The 20,377-nt window shown below is 67.4% G+C and carries 21 protein-coding genes; 13 read left to right on the top strand and 8 right to left on the bottom strand.

Annotation, left to right across the window (positions count from 1 at the left end):
- Positions 1–23: 23 nt before the first annotated feature.
- Positions 24–902, bottom strand: a complete 879-nt coding sequence (locus ACJH7A_RS07310; RefSeq protein WP_133425888.1) for an oxygenase MpaB family protein — start codon at positions 900–902, stop codon at positions 24–26.
- 77 nt (positions 903–979) lie between these two features.
- Here ACJH7A_RS07310 and ACJH7A_RS07305 point away from each other — a divergent pair, with 77 nt between their 5' ends.
- From ACJH7A_RS07305 to ACJH7A_RS07295, 3 genes are read left to right on the top strand one after another with little or no spacing between them, the layout of a single operon-like run.
- A complete protein-coding gene (locus ACJH7A_RS07305) occupies positions 980–1,597 on the top strand; it encodes a TetR/AcrR family transcriptional regulator (RefSeq protein ID WP_226520446.1) in 618 nt (205 codons plus the stop codon).
- Positions 1,594–2,403, top strand: coding sequence for a helix-turn-helix domain-containing protein (locus ACJH7A_RS07300; protein ID WP_406775405.1), 810 nt, complete (start codon positions 1,594–1,596; stop codon positions 2,401–2,403). The genes ACJH7A_RS07305 and ACJH7A_RS07300 overlap by 4 nt, the downstream gene beginning before the upstream one ends.
- Positions 2,404–2,461: 58 nt before the next feature.
- A complete protein-coding gene (locus tag ACJH7A_RS07295) occupies positions 2,462–3,283 on the top strand; it encodes an SAM-dependent methyltransferase (protein WP_406775406.1) in 822 nt (273 codons plus the stop codon).
- A 19-nt stretch (positions 3,284–3,302) separates the two neighbouring features.
- Here ACJH7A_RS07295 and ACJH7A_RS07290 read toward each other — a convergent pair whose 3' ends face one another.
- From ACJH7A_RS07290 to ACJH7A_RS07280, 3 genes are read right to left on the bottom strand one after another with little or no spacing between them, the layout of a single operon-like run.
- A complete protein-coding gene (locus tag ACJH7A_RS07290; RefSeq protein WP_212808026.1) occupies positions 3,303–4,130 on the bottom strand; it encodes a hydrolase in 828 nt (275 codons plus the stop codon).
- A 33-nt stretch (positions 4,131–4,163) separates the two neighbouring features.
- Entirely contained in the window at positions 4,164–4,784 is a 621-nt protein-coding gene (locus tag ACJH7A_RS07285) for a hypothetical protein (protein WP_212808025.1), read from the bottom strand.
- A gap of 5 nt (positions 4,785–4,789) precedes the next feature.
- Positions 4,790–5,368, bottom strand: coding sequence for a VOC family protein (locus ACJH7A_RS07280; RefSeq protein ID WP_133425883.1), 579 nt, complete (start codon positions 5,366–5,368; stop codon positions 4,790–4,792).
- 95 nt (positions 5,369–5,463) lie between these two features.
- Between ACJH7A_RS07280 and ACJH7A_RS07275 the strand changes: the two genes are divergently transcribed.
- The 5 genes from ACJH7A_RS07275 to ACJH7A_RS07255 all read left to right on the top strand — a co-directional run bounded on the left by ACJH7A_RS07275 (position 5,464) and on the right by ACJH7A_RS07255 (position 10,909).
- Positions 5,464–6,093 carry a TetR/AcrR family transcriptional regulator gene (locus ACJH7A_RS07275; protein WP_212814446.1) on the top strand — a complete coding sequence of 210 codons (630 nt, stop codon included), beginning with the start codon at positions 5,464–5,466 and terminating at the stop codon, positions 6,091–6,093.
- Entirely contained in the window at positions 6,090–7,229 is a 1,140-nt protein-coding gene (locus ACJH7A_RS07270) for an alpha/beta hydrolase (RefSeq protein ID WP_212808024.1), read from the top strand. Before ACJH7A_RS07275 ends, ACJH7A_RS07270 begins: the two co-directional genes overlap by 4 nt.
- Positions 7,205–8,188, top strand: a complete 984-nt coding sequence (locus tag ACJH7A_RS07265) for a 2-hydroxyacid dehydrogenase (protein WP_406801664.1) — start codon at positions 7,205–7,207, stop codon at positions 8,186–8,188. Before ACJH7A_RS07270 ends, ACJH7A_RS07265 begins: the two co-directional genes overlap by 25 nt.
- A gap of 90 nt (positions 8,189–8,278) precedes the next feature.
- Complete coding sequence (locus ACJH7A_RS07260; protein ID WP_406801663.1) at positions 8,279–10,489, top strand: acyl-CoA dehydrogenase; 2,211 nt, start codon at positions 8,279–8,281, stop codon at positions 10,487–10,489.
- 126 nt (positions 10,490–10,615) lie between these two features.
- A complete protein-coding gene (locus tag ACJH7A_RS07255) occupies positions 10,616–10,909 on the top strand; it encodes a hypothetical protein (protein ID WP_318984737.1) in 294 nt (97 codons plus the stop codon).
- Between the two features lie 4 nt (positions 10,910–10,913).
- Here ACJH7A_RS07255 and fadD2 read toward each other — a convergent pair whose 3' ends face one another.
- Positions 10,914–12,614 carry a long-chain-fatty-acid--CoA ligase FadD2 gene (gene fadD2, locus ACJH7A_RS07250; protein ID WP_318984738.1) on the bottom strand — a complete coding sequence of 567 codons (1,701 nt, stop codon included), beginning with the start codon at positions 12,612–12,614 and terminating at the stop codon, positions 10,914–10,916.
- A gap of 77 nt (positions 12,615–12,691) precedes the next feature.
- Here fadD2 and ligD point away from each other — a divergent pair, with 77 nt between their 5' ends.
- Together ligD and ACJH7A_RS07240 are read left to right on the top strand one after the other, a co-directional pair.
- The gene (ligD, locus tag ACJH7A_RS07245) at positions 12,692–13,930 is read left to right on the top strand and encodes a non-homologous end-joining DNA ligase (protein WP_212808019.1); all 1,239 of its coding nucleotides are present in this window, start codon (positions 12,692–12,694) and stop codon (positions 13,928–13,930) included.
- A 165-nt stretch (positions 13,931–14,095) separates the two neighbouring features.
- Positions 14,096–14,566, top strand: coding sequence for an STAS domain-containing protein (locus ACJH7A_RS07240; protein WP_073694664.1), 471 nt, complete (start codon positions 14,096–14,098; stop codon positions 14,564–14,566).
- Positions 14,567–14,752: 186 nt separating this feature from the next.
- Here ACJH7A_RS07240 and ACJH7A_RS07235 read toward each other — a convergent pair whose 3' ends face one another.
- Complete coding sequence (locus ACJH7A_RS07235; protein ID WP_212808018.1) at positions 14,753–15,214, bottom strand: PPOX class F420-dependent oxidoreductase; 462 nt, start codon at positions 15,212–15,214, stop codon at positions 14,753–14,755.
- Positions 15,215–15,269: 55 nt separating this feature from the next.
- Between ACJH7A_RS07235 and ACJH7A_RS07230 the strand changes: the two genes are divergently transcribed.
- Positions 15,270–15,671 (top strand): MerR family transcriptional regulator, encoded by a 402-nt coding sequence (locus tag ACJH7A_RS07230; protein WP_133425877.1) that lies wholly within the window; start codon positions 15,270–15,272, stop codon positions 15,669–15,671.
- Positions 15,672–15,680: 9 nt separating this feature from the next.
- Here the strand turns inward: ACJH7A_RS07230 and ACJH7A_RS07225 are convergent, their stop codons facing one another.
- Positions 15,681–16,247, bottom strand: a complete 567-nt coding sequence (locus tag ACJH7A_RS07225) for a hypothetical protein (protein WP_244872705.1) — start codon at positions 16,245–16,247, stop codon at positions 15,681–15,683.
- A 416-nt stretch (positions 16,248–16,663) separates the two neighbouring features.
- Here ACJH7A_RS07225 and ACJH7A_RS07220 point away from each other — a divergent pair, with 416 nt between their 5' ends.
- Positions 16,664–17,779 carry a hypothetical protein gene (locus ACJH7A_RS07220; protein WP_212808016.1) on the top strand — a complete coding sequence of 372 codons (1,116 nt, stop codon included), beginning with the start codon at positions 16,664–16,666 and terminating at the stop codon, positions 17,777–17,779.
- 78 nt (positions 17,780–17,857) lie between these two features.
- Here ACJH7A_RS07220 and ACJH7A_RS07215 read toward each other — a convergent pair whose 3' ends face one another.
- On the bottom strand, positions 17,858–18,715 hold the full coding sequence (locus ACJH7A_RS07215) for a DUF732 domain-containing protein (RefSeq protein WP_212808015.1): 858 nt from the start codon (positions 18,713–18,715) through the stop codon (positions 17,858–17,860).
- Positions 18,716–19,142: 427 nt separating this feature from the next.
- Between ACJH7A_RS07215 and ACJH7A_RS07210 the strand changes: the two genes are divergently transcribed.
- A complete protein-coding gene (locus tag ACJH7A_RS07210; protein WP_212808014.1) occupies positions 19,143–20,315 on the top strand; it encodes a hypothetical protein in 1,173 nt (390 codons plus the stop codon).
- Positions 20,316–20,377: the final 62 nt, after the last annotated feature.

The raw sequence follows: 20,377 nt of genomic DNA, 5'->3' as shown, positions 1-20,377 counted from the left end.
ATGGACGGCGACCGAGACGAGACTCAGACCAGCGGGCGGCCCGTGCGGAGGCGCCAGTCCAGATCGCGCAGCATCCAGTTGAACGGGAACCGCCGCAGCGGCCCGGGCAGGACCCCGTTGACCGCCTTCACGATTTTCATCACCGAGTTGAAACGCTTCTGCCGCTTGGCATCCCACGGCAACCGCATCTCGTCGCGGAAACGTTGCGGCAGGAAGCCCGTGGTGAGCAGCAGGGAGAACGACTCGAACCAGCGCTGCAGCGGACCGGGGAGTTGCAGCCCCTTCATCCGCACCGCGGCGATCGGATACAGGTACTCGCGCACCGTGTCGTCGATGTGCACCTGGTCCAGCGACTCCTGCCAGTACTTGTCGAAGGCGGCCCGGTCGGCCGGCCACATCTCCGGCGTCACCTGCAGTGTGGTGCCCATCGTCATGCCCTGGCGGTAGAACTCCTCGGCGGTCTCGTCGTCCAACTCACCGACCACCATGCGATAGACGTCGAGCGCGCCCTTGAACAGACACGCCGCCACCCACAGCTGCAGGTTCTTGTCCATCGCGCTGTACTTCACCGGGCTGTCCGGGGTCGAGTACACCTGCCGGTGCGCCGTGTTGACCGCGCTGCGGTACGCCGCCTTCTGTTCGTCGGATCCCAGGATCGCGACCGCGAGGTACGTGAACGTCGTGCGGGCGCGCTTGATCGGATGCAGGTCGGTCCGGCCGCTCTCCACGCGGCTCTCGACGACGCCATAGCCGACGCCCGGCCGCGCCAGCTGCATGATCACGTTGGCCGGGCCCGCCAGCAGCGCCGCACCGACCAATCCGTCGGCGTACTGGACATTCCGGCGGACCCGACGGCCCGGCGCGCAAGCGTTGACCGGCATCTCGACCAGATCGACCGTCATTGGTCACTCCTCGCAAAAGTGAGAACGATTGATTCCTGATATTGCCCGCGGCACGGTGCAGGTGTCAAGATGGCGGGGTGCCTCAGGTACGGCCGTACCGCGGGATCGACGCGGCAGAACGCCTGGCCCAACGACGGGCCCGGCTGATCGACGCCGGACTGGAGATTTTGGGCGCCGCGCCACCGGCACCGGAGCTAACTGTCCGGACCATCTGCGCCGGAGCGGGCGTGGCGATGCGGTACTTCTACGAAAGCTTCTCCGACAAAGACGTTTTCGTCGAGGCGGTGTTCGACCATGTGATCGCCGAGCTCGCCACCACGACGCAGGCGGCGGTCGCCGCGGCGCCGCCCGACGAGCAGAGCCGCGCCGGTATGGCCAACATCGTGCACGCCATCGCCGACGATCCCCGGGTCGGCCGCCTGCTGTTCAGCGCCCAGCTGTCCAACGAGGTGGTGGCCCGCAAGCGCAACGAGTCGACGGTCTTCTTCGCCATGCTGCTCGGCCAGCACGCCGGCGACGCCCTTCAGCTGCCCGCCGGAGACCGGCGCCGGGCCAGCACTCATTTCGCGGTCGGGGGCGTCGCCCAGACGCTGAGCGCCTGGCTGTCGGGCGAAATCACCTTCACTCCAGACGAATTGATCGACCATCTGGCGCTGCTGCTGGACACGCTCGGCAAGCGGGCCGTCCGCCGGTGAACGGCCCCCAGCTGCACCGGCCTCGGCCGCCGCTGAGCCAGCACATCGACTTCTTCGGGTACTGGGCGCACGGCGGCGTCACCGCTGATCGGAGCCGGGCACTGCCGCGCGGCGCGGCGACCGTGGTGATCGATGTCGGCGGCCGAGATCGCGTCGACTTCTTCTCCGCCGACGGCGCCACGCGAATGCCGGTCGAGCCGTCATTCCTCACCGGCCCGGGCACGCTGTCGTACGTCACCCGGATCGATCCCGGCGAAGCGGTACTGACCATTCATTTCCGGCCCGGCGGCGCGCTGCCGTTCTTCGGAATCCCGTTGGCGGACTTGGAGAATTCCTGCGTCAACCTGACCGACCTCTGGGGCGCCGCCGCCACCCGGCTGCGTGAGCAACTGATCGAGACACCGGGCTGGCCGCGGCGCATCGAGATCGTGGAAGCCTTCCTCCTCGCCCGGTTGCGGCCGGTATCCCACACGCTGATGCCCGTCCTGCACACCGCCGAACACCAACCGTCGCTTCGGGTTTCCGAAGCGGCCGAACTGACCGGCCTCTCCCCCAAACGCCTGATCGCGACATTCCGCAACGAGATCGGGCTCACCCCGAAGGCCTATCTGCGCGTGCGGCGGCTCCAGGCCGCCCTGCGCCTGCTCGATGCCGGCAGCGGCGACGGCGCCGGCGTCGCGGCCACTCTCGGGTACTTCGATCAACCCCACTTCGTGCGCGAATTCCGCGGGTTCACCTCGGTCACGCCGACGCAGTACACCCAGCGGCGCAGCGCGCTGCCGAGTCACGTCGGGCTGACGGGATAGTCGCGGAGGCGGCAAAAATATCCAAGCGCAGGGCTCGGCTGACCGGCAGCATGGAGGCATGCACGAAGGAGCACAGGCCGTCGCGAACACCGGCCTTCTGGTCGCCGCCATCCGCGCCGACGAATCCCGCCGGCCCGACCGCCTTTTCACCGATCCGTTCGCCGAACGCCTGGCCGGTGAGACGGGCCGCCGACTGCTCGCCGAGGCCGTCGCCGAAGCCGGGGACCGCCCGACGCGGCAGATCGTGGTGCGCACCCGATTCTGGGACGAGGCCCTGCTGCGCGCCACGCAGTCTGTCCGCCAGGTCGTCATTCTCGCCGCGGGCATGGACGCCCGCGCGTTCCGGCTTTCCTGGCCCGGCGCCACGACCGTCTACGAACTGGACCAGCCCGATGTGATTGCCGCCAAGGCCGCGGCGCTGGCAGGCGAAGAACCGTCGTGCACCCGGGTTGCCGTCGGCGTCGATCTCACCGGCGACTGGACAGATGCCTTGCGGTCCAATGGCTTCGATGACCGGCAGCCGACGGTGTGGTTGATCGAAGGCCTACTGCAGTACCTCGACGCGGCCGCCGTCGGCACACTCTTCGAACGCGTCGACGCGCTGTCCGCGGCCGGTTCGGTGCTGCTGTACGACGTCGTCGGCAAGACGCTGCTCGACGCACAGCTGCTCGCGGCGGTACGCCAGTCGATGGCCCGCAACGGCGCGCCGTGGCTGTTCGGGACCGATCAACCGGGTGAGCTCGCGGAGCGCCACGGCTGGTCGGCCGTCGTCACCGATGTGGCTGTGCCGGGCAATGAGTGGGGACGCTGGTTCGCCCCCGCGGTACCGATGGACGTACCCGACGTGCCGCGCGGTTACTTCGTCGAGGCGACGAAGTAGCCGCGCCTGCGCCGTGACGTCAGGTCAGGTGGTCGAATTCACCGCTGACATGGCGGATATGAGCGTCGGCGGAGCGGTGCACGATGTCCTTGGCGTCGTGGTCGATCTCGTCGCCACCCAGGGTGTAGAGCCGGTCGTATTCGTAGGCATCAAGGCGGTCGACGATACGCCGAACCACTGCCGCCGACAGCGGCAAGTGCTTGGGGTACATGCGCTGGAACGACACCCAGTCTTTGGCCAGGGCGCCCGAGATGGTGTCCCCGACGAGCAGCGTGCCGTCCGGGCACACCGCCACGGCACTGCCCCGCATGTGACCACCCACGTGCACCAGCCGAAGTCCCGGCAGCGGCTCGATCTCGCTGTCCCAGTATTCGATGACCGGATCGGCGACCGGAACCCATTCCTGGTCACGGGCATTCACGTAGACCGGGGCGCCGCCGAACGCCTTGCTCCAGGACAGCTGGGCGCCGAACATATGGGGATGGCTCGACGCGATCACCGCGACCCCGCCGAGCGCATTCACCAGACCGACGATCGAATCGTCCAGGTAGCTCGGCGCATCCCACAACATGTTGCCGGCAGCAGTCTGCACCAGATATGACCGGTGCCCGATCGCGAACCGGGGTGCCCTGCGCAGGCTGTGCACTCCCCGGCCATGGTCGACGTATTCGGTCTGATGTGGCTGCGCGGCAAGACGTTCCAGAGTCGTCCAGGTGCCATGTGGTGGCAAGTGGCCGCATTCCTCGATGGGAACGACCTCGACCGTGAAAACACAACTGTTCTCGGGCGGCCGCGTGTCGGTGTCGGCGTGCTCGACTCCACATCCGTCGCAAATCCAAGTAGGCATGCACCCAGCCTGCAAGCTCAACCATGGTTGAGATCAAGGTGCAGTGTTCGAGAGCACTTCCAGCCAGGGATGATCCGGATGCACCTGCGACAGCCAACCGGACAGCCGGGATCGCCGGGACCGATCCATCATCGGGAGTGCGCGCAGAAAGTCTGCTTGATCTTTGGTGCGTTGCGCTTTCGCCTTGAACAGGAGCACGACCTCGGGGATCAGATACGGGATGCCGGTGTCGGTATGAAGAATCAGCTCGTCGTACGGCATGGTGATCGAAGCGTCGCGGCGGCACACCCACCGGTCGCCGACGTGCGGCTCCCGGAAAACGTCGAGGCGGTAGTACCCGGTCGCCGGGTCACGCAGCCAGGTCTGGTGCATGGTGTCCGCTTCTTCGGGGAACGGCCAGACACGACCGCCGCCGACGACATCCCATTCGAAGCCCGGAAACGCGCCGACGAGCCCGGCGAATTGGTCACGCGGAACTCCGATTTCGAGATCGTCGTGGGCACGTCCCAGCCCACCGACGAACAGGTCCAGCGCCCAACCCGCGGCGACATACCAGCGGGCCGAGGTGCCCGAGAGCCGTTCGGCGACTTCCGTCGGTGTCCAGGCCTGCCAGAGCCGATCGCATTCCTCGGCCGACAGCAGGCGTCCGGTCATCAGAGTCAGGCCGGAGCCACCGCCGGCCTCCGGTCGGCCGCTGTCCGCGGCTCGGTCACCGTATCGGCCTCGGTGAATTCCTTGGTCCAGCAGGCGAATTCCAGCGTGATGCCGTCCGGGTCCTGGAAGTAGAACGACCGCACGTACACACCGGGATGCACCGTGGCCGACGCCTGCATGGGGCTCTCGTCGTGGTTGAGTACCGGGCCGACCCGCACGCCCTTTTCCTTCAGCCGCTTGCGGTACTCGTCGAACTTCTCCGCGGGCACATGAAAGGCCAAGTGGTTCAACGAGCCGACGGCACTCACGAACTCGCCGAGGCCGGGCAGCGCCGCCGGCTGCGAGATGCCGGGCTCCCCGTCGGGCGCCTGCGCGAACCAGAAGAACGCCACGCAGTCGCCGTTACCGGCGTCGAAGAAGAAGTGCTGCCCCATGCCGCCCGGCAGATCCAGTGACTTGACCAACGGCATGCCGAGCACGCCCGAGTAGAAGTCGACGGTCCGCGCCATGTCCGCGCAGACGAGGGCGACATGGTTGATGCCGCCCAGCTCGAATTCAGCGTTGCGGTTGTCGGGCTTGATCATCGTGCCACTCCTGACGACAGGGTCTGGTCAATCACCTAATCTGAATCTAACATCAGGTTCAGGTTTGATCAATGACTCTTCGGAAGGACGCCACCGTGACCGTCGCGCCCCGCGAGCAGCTCCCCACCGTGCGGGGCCGCCAGACGCAGGCGGCGATCGACAGCGCCGCGCGCGCCGTCATTGCCCGCAAAGGCATTCTGGCGACCACCATTTCGGACATCGCGGCCGAGGCCGGCCGCTCCACCGCGTCGTTCTACAACTACTACGACTCCAAGGAGGCGATGGTCCATGAATGGGCACAGCGCTTCCGCGACGAAGCCCGCGAGCGGGCCCTGCCGGCCATCAGCGCCGAACTGACCAACTGGGAACGCTCCCACCAGGCCGCCGCCGCGCACTGGGAGACCTACCGGCACCGGCTTGCCGAGGTCATCGCCATTTCCCAGCTGGCAATGATCAACGAGGATTTCGCGCAGTATTGGTCCGAAATCTGCGAGCTACCGATCTCCCTGATCGTGTCGATGGTCAAACACGCTCAGCAGCAAGGCTTCTGCCCGGACGACAATCCACGGCTCGTTGCCGTGGCATTGGTATCGATGCTGAACCAGTTCTGCTATACCCAATTGTCAGGCGACGGCGCCACCACCGCAGACGACGACGCCTGCGTCACCACGCTGGCCAACATCTTCTACCGGACCATCTATCACGAGGGGAATCCGCGTACATGAACAGACCCGGAAGTTCGTCCGCCGCGGGAGTCACCCGAGAATTCATCGGAATGGACTCGCCCACCGCGCTGCGCGCCGGGTCCGGTGGCCACCCGTGCCAGGGCATCTACTACCGGGGCATGGGCCGCAAGCCCAAGGTGGCGATGATCGCCACGCACTATCAGATCGATTTCGCCGAGCACTACCTCGCCGACTACATGGCAACCCGCGGTATCGGGTTCCTCGGCTGGAACACCCGATTCCGGGGCTACGAATCCAGCTTCCTGCTCGATCACGCGCTCGTGGACATCGGCGTGGGGGTGCGCTGGCTGCGCGAGGTGGCCGGCGTGGAAACCGTTGTTCTGCTTGGCAATTCAGGCGGCGGATCGCTCATGGCCGCCTATCAGGCCCAGGCGCTGTCACCGCACATCACCCCACTGGACGGGATGCGCCCGGCCGCGGGCGTCTACGACCTGCCGCCGGCCGACGGCTACATCTCCAGCGCGGCACACCCGGGCCGACCGGACGTGCTCACCAATTGGATGGACGGATCGGTGACCGACGAAACCGACGCGCTGGCAACCGATCCCGATCTCGACCCGTTCGCCGAGCACAACGGCCCGCCCTTCTCCCCGGAATTCGTCCAGCGCTACCGCGACGCGCAGGTCGCCCGAAACCACGCGATCACCGACTGGGTGGAAGCCGAGTACGCGCGCGTCCGCGCCGCGGGCTTCCGCGACCGCCCCTTCACGGTCATGCGGACCTGGGCCGACCTGCGCATGATCGACCCCACGCTCGAACCCACCAAACGCCCGGCCAATCAGTGCTATGCGGGCACCCCCGTCCAGGCCAACCGCTCGGCCAACGGCATCGCCGCCGCCTGCACGCTGCGCAGCTGGCTGACGATGTGGAGCCTGCGTCACGCGCAGACCCGGGCCGAACCGCACCTGGCCCTCATCGACAACCCCGCGCTGGTGATCAACGCCGAGCAGGATTCCGGCGTGTATCCCTCTGACGCGCAACGCATCTTCGACGCCCTGGCGTCCACGGACAAGACGCTGCACGCCATCGACTCCGACCACTACTTCACGACCCCGGGCGCCCGCAGCGAACAGGCCGATCTCATCGCCAAATGGATCGCCAAGCGGTGGCGATGAATCCGGCCATCCGGGTACTGGCGCACTTCACGCCCGGCCCGCGCGTCACCGAATTCCTGGCCCCGCTCACCGATCTGGTCGATGTGCGGTTCTGCGCCGCGGACGACGACGCGACGTTCTACCGGGAACTGCCGGAGGCCGACGTGCTGTGGCATGTCCTGCGGCCGGTCAGCGCCGAGGATCTGGAGCGGGGCCGGCGCCTCAAGCTGGTCCACAAGATGGGCGCGGGTGTCAACACCATCGATGTCGATGCCGCGACGCGCCTCGGCATCACGGTGGCCAACATGCCCGGCGCCAACGCGCCGTCGGTCGCCGAGGGCACCGTCATGCTGATGCTGGCCGCCCTGCGTCGGCTACCGGAACTCGACCGCGCCACGCGCGCCGGCGCCGGCTGGCCCACCGACCCGACGCTCGGCGAGACGGTGCGGGATCTCGGCAGCTGCACCGTGGGCCTGATCGGGTACGGCAACATCGCCAAACGAGTCGAGACGATCCTCACCGCCATGGGCGCGACCGTCGTGCACACCAATACCCGTGGCGCACAGGGCCACCCCGGCTGGCGGGCGCTCCCTGTCCTGCTGGCCACCAGCGATGTCGTCTCGCTGCACCTGCCGCTCACCGAACACACCGAGGGACTGCTCGACGCCGAGGCACTGTCCCGGATGAAACCGGGTGCGGTCCTGGTCAACACGTCACGCGGCGCCGTCATCGACGAGCCCGCACTGGTGTCCGCGCTACAGAACGGACCACTGCAGGCCGCCGGCCTCGACGTCTTCGCCACCGAACCCGTCGATCCCGGCAACCCGCTGCTGGCGCTCGACAACGTCGTCGTCAGCCCGCACACCACCTGGGACACCGCCGACACCATGCGGCGCTACCTGGCCGAAGCGGTGGGTAACTGCGAGCTACTCGCCGCCGGACAGCCGCTCGCCAACGTGGTTAACGAAGTGAACCTCTAAACACCCGTCAAGTGGGTTACGCTCGGAGTCAACCGACCAGTTATTTGGTTGGGTGCGCCACAAGCCCACAGCCGGTCACAGGAGGCAACGATGCCCATCGCGATCACGTCCGAGCACAACGATCTGGCCGATTCGGTCCGGTCCCTGGTGGCGCGCGTCGCGCCGTCCGAGGTGCTGCACGAGGCCCTCGAGACACCGATCAGCAACCCACCGCCGTACTGGGCTGCCGCCGCCGACCAGGGCCTGCAGGGCCTGCACCTGTCGGAAGCCGTTGGCGGACAGGGCTTCGGCATCCTCGAACTCGCGATCACCCTGGCCGAGTTCGGCTACGGTGCGGTCCCCGGCCCGTTCGTCCCGTCGGCCATCGCCAGCGCACTGATCGCCGCACACGACCCCAAATCGGCCCTGCTGCCCGGCCTGGCCTCCGGCGAGACCATCGCCGCGTACGCCTTGACCTCGGGACTGACCGCCACCGCCCAGGGCGACGGACTCGTCGTCAGCGGTGAAATCCGCGCCGTCCCCGCCGCCGCGCAAGCCGCCCTCCTGGTGGTGCCCGCCGACGACCGGTGGGTCGTGCTCGATACCGCGGGCCTGCAGATCGACCCGGTCCAGAGCGTCGACCCGCTGCACCCCGTCGCCCATGTGCGCGCCGACGCCGTCCCGGTCGCCGCCGACCGCGTCCTCACCGGCCTGACGAACCCGCACGCACGGGCCCTGATCACGACGCTGCTGTCGGCCGAATGCGTCGGTGTCGCCCGGTGGGCCACCGACACCGCCGCCGGGTACGCCAAGATCCGGGAGCAGTTCGGCCGGCCCATCGGACAGTTCCAGGCCATCAAGCACAAGTGCGCCAACATGATTGCCGAGACCGAGCGCGCCACGGGCGCCGTCTGGGATGCCGCCCGCGCGCTCGACGAGCACGCGGCGGGTGACGCGGAGGCGAGCGGAGCGACGGGGGAAGTGCAAGACTCCGACTACCTGTTCGCCGCCGCGGTGGCCGCCACGTTGGCACCCGTCGCCGCTCAGCACTGTGCGCAGGACTGCATCCAGGTGCACGGCGGCATCGGCTTCACGTGGGAACACGACACCAACGTGTACTACCGGCACGCCATCGCGCTGGTCGCCGGGTTCGGCCGCGCCGCCGAGTACCCGCGGCAGGTCGTGGACCTCGCGACCACCTCCGGCATGCGGTCCATCGACATCGATCTGGACCCGGACACCGAGAAGCTGCGCGCCGAGATTCGTGCGGAAGTGGCTGCGCTGAAGGCACTTCCGAGCGGACCGGAGCGCAACGCCGCGATCGCCGAGGGCGGTTGGGTGCAGCCGCACCTGCCGACGCCGTGGGGCCGGGCCGCGACGCCGATCGAGCAGATCACCATCGCCCAGGAGTTCAGCACCGGGAAGGTGCGGCGCCCGCAGATGGGCATCGCGGCATGGATCATCCCGTCGATCGTGGCGTTCGGCACCAGCAAGCAGCAGCAGGACTTTCTGCCGCCGACGTTCCGCGGCGACATGATCTGGTGCCAGCTGTTCTCCGAGCCGGGCGCCGGTAGCGACCTCGCCAGCCTGACCACCAAGGCCGTCAAGGTCGACGGCGGCTGGCGCACCACCGGCCAGAAGATCTGGACCACCGGCGCGCAGTTCTCCGCGTGGGGTGCGCTGCTGGCCCGCACCGACCCCAATGCGCCGAAACATCAAGGCATCACGTACTTCCTGCTCGACATGAAGAGCCCCGGGGTCGAGGTCAAGCCGCTGCGTGAGCTCACCGGCAACGCGATGTTCAACACCGTGTTCATCGACGACGTCTTCGTCCCCGACGACATGGTGCTCGGCGAGGTGAACCGCGGCTGGGAGGTCAGCCGCAACACCCTGACCAACGAGCGGGTGTCGATCGGCAGCAGCGAGCCGCCGTTCCTGGCCAGCCTGGACCAGTTCGTGGAGTTCCTGCGGGACGGCGAATTCGACGAACTGCAGCGCCACGAAGCAGGCAAGCTGATCGCCGAGGGGCACGCCGCCAAGCTGCTCAACATGCGCTCGACGCTGCTGACCCTCGCCGGTGGCGATCCGATGCCGGCCGCCGCGATCTCCAAGCTGCTGTCCATGAAGACCGGCCAGGGCTACGCCGAATTCGGGGTCGCGTCATTCGGCAGCGACGCCGTCGTCGGTGACCCGCAGCAGCCCTCCGGCCGGTGGGACGAATACCTGCTGGCCGGCCGCGCGACGACCATCTACGGCGGCACCTCCGAGGTGCAGCTGAACATCATCGCCGAGCGGCTGCTGGGCCTGCCCCGCGACCCGTAGCCGGCACTCGCCGACGGTCGGAAAACCCCCATTTCAGTGCAGAAATGGGGGTTTTCCCTACTGTCTGCGGGCATCCACCCAGGTGTACCGTTGACGTAGACGGAAACATTTTTGGTGGTGATGATCATGACCACACGAGTATTGGCGACACGAGCGTCGCGCGCGCTGCGACTGGTGTTCATCGGGGCCGTCGCGATCGCGTTCACGATCCTGCCGACGGCGCTGCGCAACCCGACCGTAACGCTGCATGCGACCGGGGAACCGTGCGTCGACGGCGTCGTCCCGTGGAACCCCTACGTCGTGAACTGCAACCTGCCGGCGCGCAACACCCCCAAGGTGCGCGGCGCGGCTCCCGACGCGGGCGCCATCATCGCGTGCCACGACAAGCCCGGTTGCCTGTCCTGGTACGTCAACAACTAGGCGACTAGACGTCCATGTCGCGCAGCGCGCGCTTGAGGATCTTGCCCGTGGGGTTACGCGGCAACTCGTCGAGGAAGATGACCTCGCGCGGAACCTTGTAGCGCGCCAGGTGATCTCGCACGTAGGCCTTGATGTCGTCCTCGGTGACCGTCGCCCCGTCGACCTTGACGACGAAGGCCCGCAGCCGCGCGCCGAAGTCCTTGTCGTCGACGCCGATCGCGGTCGCCTCCACCACGTCGGGGTGTCCGCTGATCAGGTCCTCGACCTCGGCGGGGAACACGTTCTCGCCGCCGGAGACGATCATCTCGTCGTCACGGCCGCTGACGTACAGGAGTCCGCGCTCGTCGAAGTAGCCGACGTCGCCCGACGACAGCATCCCGTCGATGATCTCCTTGCCACCGCCGCCGGTGTACCCCTCGAACGGGAATGTGGTGCCGACGAAGATGCGCCCGACGCTGCCCTGCGGCACTTCCTTGCCGTTGTCGTCGAAGATCTTCACGCGGACGCCCTTGACCACCGGGCCGACCGTCGCCGGGTTGATCGACAGGTCCTGCGGACGCGCGATGGTGGCGAACGAGATCTCGGTTGACCCGTAGAGGTTGTAGATCACCGGGCCCAGATCTTTGAGCGCGCGCGTCGCCAGTTCGGATCCCAGCTGCGACCCCGACACGAACACGATGCGCAGACTCGACAGATTCGGCTTCGGTGACGTCTTGTCCAGTTCGTCGAGGATGCGCGACAGCATCACCGGCACCACCACCATGGCGGTGACCCGGTGCCGCTCGATGTCGGCGAGTACGGTCGCCGGCTTGAACCGGCGCCGCAACACCAACGTGCTGCCCAGCAGCATGGCGATGGTCGAATGCAGGTAGCCCAGCGCGTGGAACATCGGCGCGGGCAGGCTGGTGACCTCACCCGATTTGAACGGCACCGACGACAGCACGCCACCCACCGGGGCCAGCGACGGCGGGGCACTTCGGTTGGCGCCCTTGGGCGTTCCCGTGGTGCCGCTGGTCAGGATGATGATGGACGCGGGCTTCGCGACCTTCGGCGGCGCGAGGCTGCTGGTCCGGGCGATGACGTCGGCCAGGGATTCATCGAGGCTGCCCGACGGTTCCGCCTTGTCGGGGTTGTGTCCCAGGGCCCGCAGCTTGCCCAGCGGCGGCTCGGACAGCGCGACGGCGTCGGCGTACTCGTCGTCGTAGATGATGAGCTGCGCGCCCTCGCGTTCGGAGACCTCCTTGATCTGCGGACCCGAGAATTCGGTGTTCATCAGGATGATTCGCGCGCCGACCCGCGCCGCGCCGTACACCGAGATCAGGAACCACCGATGGTTGCGGGCCAGGATGGCCACACCTTCGCCGGCCTGAACACCCTTGGCGCGCAACGCGTTGGCCGTCGCGTTCACGGCGTCGTCGAACTCCTGGAAGGTGATGTCGCCGTCGTCGTCGATGACGGCGGTGCGGTGCGGGGTGCGGCGCGCGTTGAGCGCCGGGACCATACCGATCTCACCCCACCGGACGATGTCGGCCAGCATCGCCGCGATGTGCTGTGGCGATTCGAGTTTGAGCGCACCCGCTTCGAACATCTTCCGGGCGTAGTGCAATTCGGCGGCGCCGCGGTCGACATATTTACCGACCGACTTCTCCAAAGTTTCCTGAACCTTGTTTGCCACCTGTGACGGGAGGTCGGTCAGCTTCGCCATGAGCCAACCATAGGTGACACCGCGGGTAACGCGGCCAGAACTCCAGCCCCAATTCTCGGGCCAATTACGATGACTTCATGGGTGACTCGCGGTCCCTCGAGGTGGGTGGGCGCGAGGTTGTCGTGAGCAACCCCGGCAAGGTGATCTTTCCCGAACCGGGCGTGACCAAGCTCGACCTGGTCAACTACTACCTCGCCGTCGCCGACGGCGCGCTGCGCGGCGTGGCCCGGCGGCCCATGATCCTGAAGCGGTTCGTGAAAGGCATTGCCCAGGAAGCGATCTTTCAGAAGCGGGCACCGGAGAAGCGGCCGGACTGGATCGACGTCGCCGAGCTGAAATACGCGTCGGGCACCTCCGCGAAGGAAGCCGTCATCGACGAGGCCGCCGGGCTGGTGTGGGCCGTCGGCCTGGGCTGCATCGACTTCAATCCCCACCCGGTCCGGGCCGACGACCTGGAACACCCCGACGAGCTGCGCGTCGATCTCGATCCGATGCCGGGTGTCGAGTGGCCGCAGATCCTCGACGTCGCAGCTGTCGTCCGCGACGTGCTCACCGACTACGGGCTGACGGCCTGGCCCAAGACGTCCGGCTCGCGGGGCTTCCACATCTACGCCCGGATCGAGCGGAACTGGCCGTACAAGCAGGTGCGGTTGGCGGCCCAGACCGTGGCCCGTGAGGTGGAGCGACGGGTGCCCGACCTGGCGACCAGTCGCTGGTGGAAAGAGGAACGCCAGGGCGTGTTCGTCGACTTCAACCAGAACGCCAAGGACCGGACGGTGGCGTCGGCCTACTCGGTGCGGTCGCGGCCCGACGCCCGCGTCTCGACACCGCTGTTCTGGGACGAGGTTCCGGGCTGCCGTCCCGAGGAGTTCACCGTGGCGACGGTGCCCGGCCGGTACGCGCAATTCGGTGACCCCTGGGCCGGGATGGACGACGCTGCCGGCGGCCTGGAGGGGTTGCTGGCGCTGGCCGAAGAACTGGGTCCGATGCCCAAAACCGAGAAATCCGGGGGTGGCGCGTCGGCCGACGGACGCCGGGCGTCGCAGATGCCGCTCATCGAGGTGGCCCGGACAAAGACGCGCGACGAGGCGATGGCCGCGCTCGACGAATGGCGGGCGAAGCATCCGGAAGCGGCATCTGCGCTGGAAGCCATAGATGTTCTGGTCGACGGCATGCGCGGCCCCAGCTCGATCTGGTACCGCATCAGGATCAATTTGCAGCACGTGCCGGAGGAATTGCGGCCGCCGCAGGAGCCTCTCATCGCCGACTATTCGCCGTGGGTCGGGTACCACGGCCATCAGATGCGCCGTCCGTGACCGTTACCCCGCTGAGATCATGTTTGCTAGCTGGAGCAATCACACTTCTTAGCGATGATTTAGGACTTACTCCCCGGTACCTTAACTTGGCCACATAACTTCGATCTCGAGCCGGAGAAACGACACAGCTGTCGGGCGTCCGGCAACATCGAAGGGAGGCATCACATGGCTGTAGTGACAGGCAAGGCCACCGGCGACGCAACAACGTCTGCCGCTTTCCGCTATGGCAATCCGGCGGTCGCCTGCGGCGACGCCGAGGTGCGCGCCCAGTGCCGTCAACTGGCGACGGTGCTCACCGTCACCGGAGTCATCGACGAAACCGATGTGGACCTGGTTGCAGCGCAGGCACGGCGCTGCGTACTCCCAGAGAAGCCGTTCATCCTGGACCTGAGCGGGGTCACCTCGTTCGCAGTGTCCTGCGTCGAACTGCTCGACAAGGTCAACGACAGCTGCATCGCAGCAGGCAACGAGTGGTCTCTCATCGCATCCCAGCCGGTTTCGACCGCACTGCTGGCCTGCGGCGCAGAGTCCGCCTTCCCGACCGCAACCTCCGTCTCGGAAGCGCTGCACCACTTCTCGGACAGCATGTACGAGCGTCGCCGGTTGCTGCCGTTCCTCACCAAGAAGTCCGCGTAAGACAGGAACTGAACATGTTGATCGATCTCCGCTGGCTGAGTGCCCTGCTCCACCACCGTCGTAAGACGCAGATGGCGACGCCGGCCTTCTGACCGCTTCGACCTCCAACACGGTGCCGACACCAATCTGGTGTCGGCACCGTGCTTTTTGTCAGTCTTGATTCCTGTCTGGGCACAGGATCGAACGTCAGGCGCTGAAGTCGATGCGCACGATCGCGCTGTCGTCCCAGACACCGCGGTTCCGCGCCTTCTGCCACTTTTCCCGCCACGGCAGCCCGGCGTGCACCTGGGTCACTCCCGGAATCCTGATCAGCGGCACCAGATTCCACTGCCACCCGTAGCGCCGGTGCAACACCCGGTTGGCCTCGGCCGCGGCCCCATCCTCGAGGATCGTCGCCGTGCCGGTGAATACGGTTGCGCCGCTGCGCTTTCGGCCGCGGTAGTCGCACGCCGTCAGTTCGACTTGCGGATGTGCGCGCAGCCGTGCGGTTTTCGGACCGCGCTTGGTCCGGAACACGATCGAATCCTGCTCGACGGCGAACCAGATCGGCGTATCGACCGGCTCGCCGTCGCGCCGATAGCTCCGGAGCATTGCGTAGCGGGTCCTGCCCAATTCACTGATGTCTGATCGCTGTGTGTTGGTAGCCATACGGACAGTCAACGACTTAGAGTTGGCTTCAAGTCAAGGCCGAACCAGGAGTGTCATGGCCACGTTCACCATCGGCGAAGTGTCGGCGCGCACCGACGTCGCCGCGACGACGCTGCGCTACTACGAACAGATCGGCCTCATCCCGGCGCCGGCACGCGCCGGGGGGCAGCGCCGCTACGACGACACCGTCATCGATCGCCTCAACGTCATCCGGGTGTGCAAGACGGCGGGGTTCTCTCTCGATGAGATCCAGCTGCTGTTCGCCGACGACGCGCCCGGGCGCCCGGCCAGCCGCGCGCTCGCGGAGACCAAGCTTGCCGAGATCGACGCCAAGATCGCCGAACTGCACCTCGCGCGCGCGGTCGTCGAATGGGGCATGCAGTGCACCTGTCCATCGATCAGCGCGTGCAGCTGCGGTATTCACCCCGCCAAGCCCGGGGACACCCGGACGGCCTGAGGCCTGCTGTCAGTGCCCGCCCGCGCGGGAACCGCCGACCTCCGCCGGCAACGGCGGCGGCAACGGCGTGGTCGGTACGGGCGCGGGAGCTCCGGTGACCGGTGTGGGCGGCGCACCCACCGGTGGCGCAGCCGGCGCAGGCGTGGCGGCCGCGGCTCCGGGCAGGGGCCCGCCGCTGCGGAAAAAGGTCATGGGCTCGGACCGGATGGACTGCGAACCCGCGCTGATATCAAGTGATTTCGCGCTGACGGTATAGGTGATGCCATCGCTCGTCGCGGTGTAGCCGCCGCGGCCGTCCGCGCTCGCGGCGACGATCAGCTTCGCGCCGTCGCTGATCCGGACGCCGCGATATTGGTACTCTCCGCCGGCGCTCCTGCAGACGGCGACCCGTGACGATGCGGTACTGCCGAACGCGACCGCGGTATCGCCCGTCGGGCAGCGCGCCGTCGAGTCGAGGAACCCCTGGGCGTCCGTCGCGGGCTCGGCCACCACCAACGGGCTTCCGGCCAGCGCCAACACCGCACCCGTCAGCGTCGCGGCAGCCAGCCCCCCGGCACGGAATCTGAAGTCGGACATCGTCACCACCACATCACACCGTGACCGGTTCGGCGAGCGCCCACACCGCACCGCCGGCAAATGATGTGGCCGTCACAGCGGCCGGGCCTGGATGAATTCTTGGAAAACTTCAGCTTGATTTATTTACCCGGGCAGGGAAATAGTGCACGTATTGCCTGGTCAGGCGGCCGATGGGGGTTTTTGCTCGGCTAGAGGCACCTCCGTCTTTCCGCTACTTTCAGACCGCCTAATTCCGCTCTGCCTCACTGAATCCGGGGTCCATCATGCAAATCGCTGTTCGGCACAACGCACTGCCTTCGTCTCTCGTTGCCGGAATGTGCTCGGTGTGCGTCGTCGCCTCGGTAGGAGCCGCGGCACCGTTGCCCGCGCCGCACTCCCTGCAGGCGGCACATTCCGCTGTGGCCACCGTGTCCCACGTGTCCACCTACGCGGAGAAGTACTACCTGACCGCCTTCCCGGCCGATCTGCTCCAGCTGATCTCGCTGCCGTTCACGGCATACCAGACGTTCCTGAACAACCTCATCGCCGGCCCGAATGAGTTCATCAAGGCCATCAACACGCTCAACGCCGCGATCTACAACCAGACCGTCGGGCCGTTCGTCGCGCAGTTGATCCAGGGCCCGAACGCGATCATCACCGGCCTGAACACCATCAACAAGGCGATCTACAACCAGACGCTCCTGCCGATCGTCAACACCCTGATCGCGGCGCCGAACGCCATCATCAAGGGCATCAACGCGATCAACGCCACCTTCTTCAACGGCACGACCGCGAAGATCCCGGTGCTCATCACCACCGCGATCAACACCGCGATCGCCGCGTTGCAGAACCTCAGCACGCTGCCGGCCACCATCATCAAGGGGATCAGCGCCTTGCCGGGTGCCCTCATCGCCGGACTGCAGGCGCTGCCGGGCGCCATCCTGTCCGGATTCCCGTTGGCCGCAACGCCGTTGGCCGCCACCACGTCGCTGAAGACGCTGGCCTCGACCACGACGCTGCCGACCACCCAGACGCTGTCGCTGACGGCCAAGCCCGCCGCCGCCGAGGCGGAGACGCCGAAGGCCACCGGTGCGACGTCGCCCGAATCCGGCACACCGGGCACGACGCCCACGGGCACCGACACCGGTAAGACGACGGAAACCGCCGGCGCCCCCACGGACAGCCAGACGGACGCCAAGGACACCAGCAAGACCGCCGGCAAGACCGACGAGAAGGCCGAGACCAAGGGCGCCGACACCAAGTCGACCGACACCAAGGGCACCGAGACCAAGACCACCGATGCCAAGGACTCGGGCGCCAAGGACACCGAGACCAAGGGCGCCGACAAGTCGACCGACGACAAGTCCGCGAAGGCCACCTCGGGCAAGTCCAAGAAGACCGACAAGTCCGCGAAGGGCGGCAAGCACAGCGCTCCCGAGGGCGCGAGCGGTTCGGTCTCCGTTCCCGCGGGTTCGACCGGCGGCAAGCACCGCGCCCCCGAGGGCGGCAGCGCGTCGCACGCGTCGAGCAGCAGCAGCAGCCACGACAGCTGACAACTAGCGCAACAACATTGAGGGCTGTGGCTTTTCGAAGCCACAGCCCTCAATGCGTTCCCGTAGGCGGGATCAGAATCAGTAGCCGGGTATCGCCGGAACGACCGGCGAGGACGCCAGCTGCAGCGGCGCCTGCGTCGCGGGAGCCAGCAGACCCGGTGTGGGCACCGTTACCGCCGGGGCGGTGAGGCCCGGCGCCGAAGCCACCGGGGCGGTCGCCGCACCGAGCGCACCGGAGACCGGAGCCGTCGCGGCCCCCAGCGTGCCCGGCAGGGGTGCCGTAACAGCGCCCAGCGTGCCCGGCAGTGGTGCCGTCGCGGCCCCCAAGGTGCCCGGCAGCGGGGCCGTCGCCGCGCCCACGACGCTCGACACCGGGGTCGTCGCCGCGCCCAGCGTGCCCGGAACCGCAGCCGTCGCGCCCGACAGGTTCGGCAGGCCGACCGACGGCACAGAGGGCAGCCCCGGCGGCGTCACCGGCAGGCCGCCGTTCATCAGGGCCGGGATGTTGCCGTTGGCGAGCGCCGTCATGAATGCGGGGCACTGAGTCTGGATCGCGACCTGCGTGGCGAACCCGGCCAGCGGCGGGGCGATGCCGCCGTTGCCGCTCATCTGGGTTGCCGTGCTGGCCATCTGACTACCCGGCTGCACCAGCAGCGGGCAGATCGAGGCACCCACCTCGGCGATCGCGTTGCTGACGGGTCCGTTGTTGCCGATGCCGACATCATTGAGCGCGTCATGGACGACGTCGGCCTGCGCGCGCGGTCCCCACATGAGGGCGGCGGCCACGATGGCGCCGGCCACCACGACAGGTCGCAGCACCGCGGCGGACGTCGCGATGACATCCACCGAGCCGACCTGGGTCCTTCCGGTCTTCGGCCGGCCCGGGCGGGCGGCCACCGGTCGTCTGCGGTACGTCACTTCAGTAGTTGCGGTCATCAGCACGCTCCCTGTTCCTGAGTGCTCGGCGCCACACTGGGCACTGGTTTCACTTCGGTAACGGTGGGCTACAAAAGTCACAAAAACAACACGGACCGATAACCGTTCGAACCCTATGCGTTTCGCTACCTTGATCTCTGAGACCGGGCTGAAATTCTGTCTCCTTTTCTTACGGGAGCTTCAACTCAATAACACCAGTAGTCACATTCGCCCCATTTGCACCTTTTGACACAAATTGAATGTGGCGTCAATACCTGGCCGAAGATCGGCCGTTTCGAGCCCTGTCATCACCAACTCGACCCGCCGTCGGACGTCGAGAAAACCCCGCATCAATTGACGCCGGAGTAGGCCTTACTTTGTTCATAGGTAATGGTCAGACGCGTGTGACATACTGCACTTTGGTCAGAAAAGGGGAGGTGATCTCCGCGTGATGCCCCACGCGCGGCTGCTCGCCGCCTCCAGCCTCGTAACAGCGGGTTTGCTGGCGCTGGGCCCCGCAGCCGTCGTGGCATTGGCCGACACCGACAGCGGCAGCTCCAGCACAGGGACCTCGGGCGGCTCGACCACCGGCGGCACCACGGGCACCACAGGCACCACGACGGGCACGACCACCGGCGGCACCACCACCGGCTCGGACACCTCGTCGACGACCGGTGGCAGCACCACTACCGGCTCCACGACCACGGGATCGTCGACCACCACCGGCTCCACGACCGGCGGCAGCTCGTCACCGAACCTGCAAACCACCTTGGGCGGCATGGTCGGCCAGTTCACCCGCATCATCCAGCACCCGACCAGCGTCATCGGCGGTGCACCGCTGACGGGCCTCGTGCCGGGCGTCAAGCCCAAGCCCGGTCAGAACGCTCCGCTGCTCACCCCCGGCGGCTCGTCGACGTTCTCCGCGCCGGCGCCGGCAAACACCGGGGCACCGCAGCCGTCGGCGGCTCTGACTCCGGAACCGACGAAGAACAGCCAGGACACCGGCCCCGCGACCGAGTCCAAGCCCCCGCTGGCGCAGCTGCCGCTGGCCGCGGCCCAGGTTCCGTTGACCGCACTCGACCTCGTCAAGACCACCATCCCGACGGTCGTCGACGCGGTCCCGATTCCGGGTCTCGCGGCACTACCCGTCTTCGCCGACGCCCTGATCAACCCCATCGAGACCACCGTCCGCGAGTTGGCGACGGCCGCGTCCAACCTGCCGTTCCTGCAATACACGCCGGGCATGCCCGCCATCCAGTTGCCACCGGACAGCCGGTCCTTCCCGCAGAGCTCGTCCCAGCTGCCGAAAACCTTTGCCGCAAGCACTGATTCGTTGCCACGCGACATCTCGCCGGGCGCTCCGGGCACCACCGACAAGCCGGTCCCGCCGGTCCAGCCCCGGAGCGTCTTCGCCGCCGAGTCGCACCTCGTCGCGTCGAAGGACTTCCGGCCGGGTTATCCGGACTACCTGCGGGCCGCCGGCCTCAGTGAGGTGGCGGCGGTCGCCGTCCCGGGGTTCGCCGGCATCATCACGCTCACCGCCGCTGGCGGGTTGGTCGGCTACCGGCAGGCGCGCGCCACCTCGTCGGCACCCGCTCGCGCCCAGCGATTCGTCAACTAGGTCCTGGCCCAGGTCTCCGGACGCGGCGACTTTCGCGGGCGCCCACGGGATTTCCGCCGAGG

This window comes from Mycobacterium sp. SMC-17, assembly GCF_045310915.1.
GTDB lineage: Bacteria > Actinomycetota > Actinomycetes > Mycobacteriales > Mycobacteriaceae > Mycobacterium.
This window is presented reverse-complemented; position numbering and strand designations above follow the sequence as displayed.

Coding starts and splice junctions, on each gene's coding strand:
- ACJH7A_RS07295 (WP_406775406.1), top strand. CDS start 2,462: ATGCACGAAGGAGCACAGGCCGTCGCGAACACCGGCCTTCTGGTCGCC.
- ACJH7A_RS07215 (WP_212808015.1), bottom strand. CDS start 18,715: ATGACCGCAACTACTGAAGTGACGTACCGCAGACGACCGGTGGCCGCC.
- ACJH7A_RS07265 (WP_406801664.1), top strand. CDS start 7,205: ATGGATCGCCAAGCGGTGGCGATGAATCCGGCCATCCGGGTACTGGCG.
- ACJH7A_RS07280 (WP_133425883.1), bottom strand. CDS start 5,368: ATGATCAAGCCCGACAACCGCAACGCTGAATTCGAGCTGGGCGGCATC.
- ACJH7A_RS07255 (WP_318984737.1), top strand. CDS start 10,616: ATGACCACACGAGTATTGGCGACACGAGCGTCGCGCGCGCTGCGACTG.
- ACJH7A_RS07290 (WP_212808026.1), bottom strand. CDS start 4,130: ATGCCTACTTGGATTTGCGACGGATGTGGAGTCGAGCACGCCGACACC.
- ACJH7A_RS07285 (WP_212808025.1), bottom strand. CDS start 4,784: ATGACCGGACGCCTGCTGTCGGCCGAGGAATGCGATCGGCTCTGGCAG.
- ACJH7A_RS07240 (WP_073694664.1), top strand. CDS start 14,096: ATGGCTGTAGTGACAGGCAAGGCCACCGGCGACGCAACAACGTCTGCC.
- ACJH7A_RS07260 (WP_406801663.1), top strand. CDS start 8,279: ATGCCCATCGCGATCACGTCCGAGCACAACGATCTGGCCGATTCGGTC.
- ACJH7A_RS07270 (WP_212808024.1), top strand. CDS start 6,090: ATGAACAGACCCGGAAGTTCGTCCGCCGCGGGAGTCACCCGAGAATTC.
- ACJH7A_RS07230 (WP_133425877.1), top strand. CDS start 15,270: ATGGCCACGTTCACCATCGGCGAAGTGTCGGCGCGCACCGACGTCGCC.
- ligD (WP_212808019.1), top strand. CDS start 12,692: ATGGGTGACTCGCGGTCCCTCGAGGTGGGTGGGCGCGAGGTTGTCGTG.
- ACJH7A_RS07235 (WP_212808018.1), bottom strand. CDS start 15,214: ATGGCTACCAACACACAGCGATCAGACATCAGTGAATTGGGCAGGACC.
- ACJH7A_RS07225 (WP_244872705.1), bottom strand. CDS start 16,247: ATGTCCGACTTCAGATTCCGTGCCGGGGGGCTGGCTGCCGCGACGCTG.
- fadD2 (WP_318984738.1), bottom strand. CDS start 12,614: ATGGCGAAGCTGACCGACCTCCCGTCACAGGTGGCAAACAAGGTTCAG.
- ACJH7A_RS07310 (WP_133425888.1), bottom strand. CDS start 902: ATGACGGTCGATCTGGTCGAGATGCCGGTCAACGCTTGCGCGCCGGGC.